7 protein-coding genes are annotated in these 6,323 nt (G+C 68.5%); 5 read left to right on the top strand and 2 right to left on the bottom strand.

Annotation, left to right across the window (positions count from 1 at the left end):
- Nucleotides 1-269: 269 nt before the first annotated feature.
- Together VIB55_RS09860 and VIB55_RS09855 are read right to left on the bottom strand one after the other, a co-directional pair.
- On the bottom strand, nt 270-785 hold the full coding sequence (locus VIB55_RS09860; protein WP_331876481.1) for a DinB family protein: 516 nt from the start codon (nt 783-785) through the stop codon (nt 270-272).
- Between the two features lie 29 nt (nt 786-814).
- Nucleotides 815-2,170, bottom strand: a complete 1,356-nt coding sequence (locus VIB55_RS09855; RefSeq protein ID WP_331876480.1) for a CCA tRNA nucleotidyltransferase — start codon at nt 2,168-2,170, stop codon at nt 815-817.
- Between the two features lie 129 nt (nt 2,171-2,299).
- On the opposite strand from VIB55_RS09855, the gene VIB55_RS09850 reads away from it, so the two are divergent.
- From VIB55_RS09850 to VIB55_RS09830, 5 genes are all read left to right on the top strand, one after another.
- The gene (locus VIB55_RS09850) at nt 2,300-2,773 is read left to right on the top strand and encodes a hypothetical protein (RefSeq protein ID WP_331876479.1); all 474 of its coding nucleotides are present in this window, start codon (nt 2,300-2,302) and stop codon (nt 2,771-2,773) included.
- A 516-nt stretch (nt 2,774-3,289) separates the two neighbouring features.
- A complete protein-coding gene (locus tag VIB55_RS09845) occupies nt 3,290-4,405 on the top strand; it encodes a 3-oxoacyl-ACP synthase III family protein (protein WP_331876478.1) in 1,116 nt (371 codons plus the stop codon).
- Between the two features lie 38 nt (nt 4,406-4,443).
- A complete protein-coding gene (locus VIB55_RS09840) occupies nt 4,444-5,073 on the top strand; it encodes a hypothetical protein (protein ID WP_331876477.1) in 630 nt (209 codons plus the stop codon).
- A gap of 253 nt (nt 5,074-5,326) precedes the next feature.
- On the top strand, nt 5,327-5,716 hold the full coding sequence (locus VIB55_RS09835) for a hypothetical protein (RefSeq protein ID WP_331876476.1): 390 nt from the start codon (nt 5,327-5,329) through the stop codon (nt 5,714-5,716).
- Complete coding sequence (locus VIB55_RS09830) at nt 5,713-6,099, top strand: type II toxin-antitoxin system VapC family toxin (RefSeq protein WP_331876475.1); 387 nt, start codon at nt 5,713-5,715, stop codon at nt 6,097-6,099. Before VIB55_RS09835 ends, VIB55_RS09830 begins: the two co-directional genes overlap by 4 nt.
- The last annotated feature ends 224 nt before the right edge of the window (nt 6,100-6,323 follow it).

Genomic DNA, 6,323 nt, shown 5'->3' with positions numbered 1-6,323 from the left:
CTCTCCCCCGCAAACAGCGCGGGAGAGAGGGAGAACTGCATAGAACCTCGGGCGAGCAACACACTCCAACTCACTCCACGGCAAGCCAGTCCACGAAGGTGGACTTCGTGTGCTCGTTGCCGCGTATTCATTCGCCCGTGCAGGGCCGGGCGCCCATGCAGGCAGGTCGAAGCGCTTCGGAGAGGGCCGTGCGGGCCCCGGGTGCCCCCCTCTCCCCGGCCCTCTCCCCCGCAAACAGCGCGGGAGAGAGGGAGCAGGGCCGGCGGCGATCAGCGCCCGCCCAGCCCCCGCACGATCTTGCTCGTCGTGATTACCTGGCCGGTGTGGCGTTGCGTGTGCTCCGCGGCGTGGAACAGCAGGCCCAGAACGTTGCTCGGAAGCTGCTGCCGGCCGACGCCTCGGAACTCCAGCAGCGCGTCGGGCGAGGTGGCGCGGATCTGGGCCAGGGCCCGGTCCACCGCGGCGTGCACCGCGCCGACCAGGTCCGCGGCCGTGCGGGGCGGGTCGCCCGGGTCCTGCTCGGCGCGCAGATACGCGAACTGCTCCTCGCTCAGCGCCTCGCCTCGGGCGTAGGTGAGCAGCCGGTCCAGGCTGCCCGCCGCGTGCGCCAGGTGAAAGCCGACGGACGCAGCCCCGCCGGGGTTGGCCCACAGCTCCTCGGTCGACAACCCTTCCGCGGCCGCCTCCATGTCCTCGGCCACGCCGATCAGCGCGTGGGCAGCAGGCATCAGCAGCGGATGGACGCCCTCGACGGGACCCCGCATCCAGGCTTCAGGCTTGGTCATCCTCGGTTCTCTCCATAATCGTTCACGCGTCACCCCTCGCGCGACGAGATGCGTTCACGGACCATCCGCGTCAGCGTTTCGCGGTCGTTGAGCGACGGGTCGTCGGTGACGCGCTCCAGCAGGTCGCGCAGGATCTCGCCGTAGAGCGGGCCCGGCGGCAGTCCAAGGCCGCGAAGCTCGCCCCCGCCGATCGCCAGGCCGCCGATATCCAGCGGAGCCTGCTGTTGCAGCTCGCGCCGAACGCGCTTCCACAGGCGGTTGGTCTCGTCCAGCCGCGGATCGCCGTCCCCTCGCGCCCGCAGGTCGGCGATGCGCAGGCGGAAGAGGTCGGGCACATACTCCTGCCCCACGCGCCGCAGCCAGCGCCGCAGCTCAGGAGCAGAGGCTTCGGGCGTTGGAAAATCGGAGTGCTGCGCTATCAGGTGCACCGTTCGGTCGATCTCTGCGTTGGAGAACTTCAGGCGGCGCATCAGCGCGTGCGCCGTTGCTGCGCCGGCCGCGGCGTGGTCGGGAAAACCGGCGTCGGTGCGCGTCCGCGGCTTTCCCGCATCGTGCAGCAGCGCGGCGACGCGCAGGGTGGTGCGATGCGCGGGCACCTGGTCGACGACCCGGAGCAGGTGCGTCCACACGTCGGCCTTCCCATCCTCAACGCCGACGCAAGCTTCCAGTTCGGGATACAGGTGCCGCAGGACGCCGCATTGCTGGTACAGCGTCAGCGACACGGACGGGGGCCGCACCTGCCGCAGCACCTTGAGCAGCTCTTCGCGCACGCGCTCGGCGGAGAGGTGCACCAGCTCCGGCGCCGCGGCCTGCGCGGCGGCCCAGGTGCCGTCCTCGATCGTCAGCCCGAAGCGGCCGGCGAAGCGCAGGGCGCGTAGCACGCGCAGGCGGTCTTCGCGAAAGCGCTCCTCCGCCTCGCCGACGGTGCGCAGCAGGCCGGCGCGAAGGTCGGGCACGCCGCCGTGCGGATCGCGCACCTCGTGCGTGAGCGGGTGCCAGGCGACGGCGTTGATGGTGAAGTCGCGCCGCCGCAGGTCTTCGTCCACCGTCTGCGCGAAGATCACGCGTGCGTGCCGCCCGTCGGTTTCGACGTCGCGGCGAAAGGTGGTCACCTCGTACAGGCGCCCGTCGCGCCCCACCACGCCCACGGTGCCGTGCGCGACCCCCACGGGAACCGTGCGCCGGAAGAGGCGCTGCACGTCGCCCGGGCGCGCGGCGGTGGTGAGGTCCCAGTCTCCCGGGTGGCCGCCGGACAGGGCATCGCGCACGGCACCGCCCACGGCCCAGGTCTGGAACCCGGCATCCTGCAGGCGCCGCGTGATGCGGAGGACGTCGTCGGGCGCATGCACGTCCGCGCGTGGCGAATCCTGATCGGATCCGGTCACGCGGACCCTCGCGGACGGCGGGCGGAACGAAGCACGCAAATCCGCATGCGGAAACGACTTGGCGAAATGGGCACGATGCGTTAGATTCTGCGGTCCGCGAAAAAGTTCCCTCCAAACCCGGTGCTGCCCGTGACCCTTGCCGACCTGCTGGACCGCTCCTCCGCGGCCTCTCCCTTTCGCGAAGCTCTCCTTCGCTTCATCAACGACGGCCGCTCCAGTGAGCGAATCAGGTTCGGCTACGGCTGCCCCCCGGTAAAGGTTCAGCGGACGCTGCACAAGGCGCTGGTAGAATACCCGGCTCTCCCCATCGAATCAATCGAGCTTCGCGCGTCGTCCGGCTGCGAGTACTTCCGCGGCACGCTGATCGTACGCACGCTCACCGAAGAGCGCCACATCGCCTTCCACTGGGATTGCAAGTGGCGCGCGGAGAGCGAAGGCTGGCGTGACTGGTTCGGCTTTCCCGACCAGACCCGCGCCGCGCGCGAGTTCGACTGGGACTGCTTCCGCGCGTGGAACGAGGACGAGGTCATTCAGGTGGCCCCGCTGCTCGTGATGGAGCAGGACGCCGCGCGGCCCGTGCTGGTGGACGCCATCCTCGCCTGACCGCAGCCGGCTTCCCGACGTCTCCGGCCGCCCTCGCGATGAGGGCGGCCGGATTCGTTCTCCCCCGGCCGCCCGTCGTGTCGCGCCGAGGGGATGACCGAAGACGAGCCAGGTAAGCGGACCGCTCCAAAAACGCCGTGACGTTCCACGATCTGAATGGCTCCTGGATGATTGGTTCGCGCAAAGTTTTCAGCGTACTGAACCATATTTCGGTTGCAGATGAGTGGATTGAAGCCTTGGTGGCACGTGCACTCGAGGCGGTCCGGCGCGTCGGTGATCGCGGGGAGAACCGGGCTACCTTCCTGCTCCGCAAGCACTTGTGCTCCGTCGCACCGGATCGGGCGCCGTCGCGGTATACCGTATTCAGGGCGGGAGAGGGGGGCTTGCGCGAAAGGGCGATGTTAAGGCATTATGTGTGCGGATGCTATCCGACGCATTTCCCTGCGAGACACATTTTCTCTCCCTGGCCCACCACCCCGCCAGGCCGCGGTCCTTATCCATCCCCCGGAGCTTCCAATGATTCAGCTGTCGAACGCGTTCGGCACGCGAGGCGTTCGCGTGGTCGGTGCGGGAGCCTACGTGCCGCCCCGTGCGGTGAGCAACGAACATATCACGCAGGCCATCCCCGGCTGGTCGGCCGAGTGGATCGCCGAGAAGACGCAGATCCGGGAACGCCGGTTCCTGTGGGACCTGAACCCCGAAACGGGCGTCACCATGGCCCCCACCGCCGTGGCGGGCGAGCCCGTGAACAATACCGACATGTGCGAGGCGGCCCTGCGCCGGGCCATGGAGATGGCCGGCATCGAGGGGCATGAGCTCGACGCCGTTTTCGTGGTCACCTGCACCCCCGACCGGGTGAACTTCAGCCACGACGCCATGGAGGTGCACCGCCGCGTCGGGTGCCGCCCCGACTGCTTCGGCCTGCTGATCGACGACGGATGCGGCGGCACGCCGTACGTGACGGACATGGTGTACAAGATGATCCGCAGCGGCGCCATCCGCACGGCGGCGGTCATCGGCAGCGCGTTCACCTCGGCGCTGGTGGACCGCGACGTGTGGAGCGGCGACGTGGCCTCGTCGCCGGGCCGCAAGCGGCTGCCGGCGGCCTTCGGGGCCTACGTGTTCGGCGACGGCGCGGGGGCCATCATCCTGCGCGGCGACGGGCGCCCGGGCGAGGGCATCATCTCGTCGATGTCGGGCAACGACTACCTGCAGCTGGTCATCCGCCGGGCCGGCGGGCTGGAAAGCCGCATGTCGCCCGTCGCCAACCGTGCCGACGAGGCGTTCGTGGTGGACGGGCACCTGGTGGCGCGGTCGTATCCCACGTACATGAACGCCTGCATCGACGGCGTGCTGGCCGAGCAGCCGGAGCTCGCGCCGCTGGTGCAGCGGTACTACTTCCACCAGCCCAACAAGCGGCTGATGGACACCTTCGTCAGGCAGTCGGGGCTTCCCGCCGACCGCGTGGCGTGCAACGTCGACCGCTACGGCAACACCTCAGCCGCCGGAATGCTGATCCTGCTGGCCGAGGACCTGGAGCAGGGCGTCGTTCAACTGGGCCGGGGCGACCTGGTGCTGATCGCGGCCGTGGGTGCCAACGTGCACTACGGCGCCCAGCTCATCCGCCTGTAGCCGATCTTCCAACCATCATTCATCGAAGGACTTTGCACATGTACTCCCGCTCTGTTGCTGCCCTCGCGCTTACCCTGCTCCTCGCCGCCTGCGGCGATGCGCCCGCGGGCGCCGACCGCCACGCCGCTGGCGGCGACGCCGCCCTGTACGGCGGCAGCGCCGAAGTGATCAACTCGTCGCCCCAGACCGGCGCGCGTCCCACGGTGCTGCGCTTCCGGTCGGTGGAAGATCCCGACTTCCCCGCCGACCGTGCCGTCTGCGCGCAGGCGCCCTTCCAGACGAACGTGTTCCTGGGCGCTTCGCTCTGGTCCGAGGCGGGCACCGCCTCGTCCGGCCGCATCGTGAACAACGGCGTCCGCCGCGTGGGAAGCGCCACGGCCTGCCTTCGCATCACCGACCCGCGCTTTCCGCCGGGCCTGCCGCAGCAGTTCTACGCGCGGTTCGACACCCCCGAAGGCGTGTTCACCGCGTCGGGCGCGTGCACGCTGATCAGCAACGACGTCCCCCGGGCCGGGCTGGTGATGGGCGGCTGCCACCTGCGCGTGGTCGACGGGCCCTCGTGGATGGCCGGTGGCGCGGTGACCAGCCTGAGCATCTTCAACCCGGCAAAGCTGGCCGGCTTCGCCACCGGCTCCGAGTGGACCGTGCAGTTCTACCCGGAGTCCTGACCGGCGGGTGGCCCCACCGGAGCGAAATAGCCGGCGGATTCGCCGGTTTCGAAGATGAATAGCAGGCCGTCCCTCCAGGGGTGGCCTGCTTCTTTTCGTTCGCGTCCGGCCGGTGGCGGGTGGCGGTTTGGAATTCAGGTGCGCACGGCACCATATTTCACTCCGTCCACTTGTGGCACCGCGAACCCGCGGGGAGCGTCTCACGAGGGTACGCGATGTGCCGCGTCATCCATTCCGATCATCCGGAGATCCCATGCCCCATACGGCATTGATGGACGAGAAGCCCGTCTTCAACGTGATCCTCGACTGGCACGTGATCCCCACGCGCCGGAGCTGGCTCGTCTATGATGGCGGTGAGCTGATCCGCGATGTCGAGTTCACGCGGGAGGAGGACGCGGTCGCGTTCGCAAGGGAGAAGGCCGCGGAGAGCAACGCCTCGGAACCGGATCCCAGCAAGCATCGCAAGGTGGTGATCTCGACACGCGAGATGTTCAAGACGGTGGTCGAGAACGGTGTCGAGCGGTTCGTCACCTTGCCTGGCGAGCCGCCGCCGCGTCCGGGATCCGGGAGTCTGAAAGGGTACGTCTGGATGTCCCCTGATTTCGATGACCCCCTCCCGGAGTTCGAGGAGGACGACGGATGAGGCTCCTGCTCGATACCCATGCGTTTATCTGGCTCGTGAGCGGAGCGCCGCAGCTCTCGGCGCACGCCCGCGCGATGACTCTCGATCCTGCCAATGAATCGCTGGTCAGCACCGCAAGCCTTTGGGAGATGGGCATCAAGTCGAACCAGAGAAGGCTTACCCTGCACAAGCCCTTCATGGAGTTCGTGCGCGATGGTCTTCGGGAGAACAACATCGCCCTGCTTCGGGTCGAGCTCGAGCACGTCTTCGAATTCGAACGATTGCCGCGGTATCACAAGGATCCGTTCGACCGTATGATCGCGGCACAGGCGCTGAAGGAGGACGTACCGGTGATCGGGCGGGACCGGATGCTGGATGAGTACGGCGTGGACCGGCGCTGGTGAGCGTCGAAGCCCGCGGATTTGGCCATTGCGAGGTGCCGCGCCTTGCCCTGACGGTCCCGCGGGACCAGTTTTCCGGCATCAGATCTCCCTCCCCGCGCCCCCTGATGACGTGAACCACGCAACGAATCTTCCGCCCGACGAGCTGGCCCGCCTGATCGTTCAGGCCGCGGAGCAGGCGGACCAGCAGGGCTATTGGCGCGGCGAGGGCTCCGTCACCGAAGACG

It is taken from the genome of Longimicrobium sp. (genome assembly GCF_036554565.1).
In the GTDB taxonomy this organism is placed as follows: Bacteria; Gemmatimonadota; Gemmatimonadetes; order Longimicrobiales; family Longimicrobiaceae; genus Longimicrobium.
Note: the sequence above shows the minus strand (reverse complement) of the source record. Positions and strands in the feature narration are given on the sequence as shown.

Excerpts from the sequence above, each read along its gene's own strand:
- VIB55_RS09830 (WP_331876475.1), top strand. The coding sequence starts at position 5,713 with ATGAGGCTCCTGCTCGATACCCATGCGTTTATCTGGCTCGTGAGCGGA.
- VIB55_RS09835 (WP_331876476.1), top strand. The coding sequence starts at position 5,327 with ATGCCCCATACGGCATTGATGGACGAGAAGCCCGTCTTCAACGTGATC.
- VIB55_RS09860 (WP_331876481.1), bottom strand. The coding sequence starts at position 785 with ATGACCAAGCCTGAAGCCTGGATGCGGGGTCCCGTCGAGGGCGTCCAT.
- VIB55_RS09845 (WP_331876478.1), top strand. The coding sequence starts at position 3,290 with ATGATTCAGCTGTCGAACGCGTTCGGCACGCGAGGCGTTCGCGTGGTC.
- VIB55_RS09840 (WP_331876477.1), top strand. The coding sequence starts at position 4,444 with ATGTACTCCCGCTCTGTTGCTGCCCTCGCGCTTACCCTGCTCCTCGCC.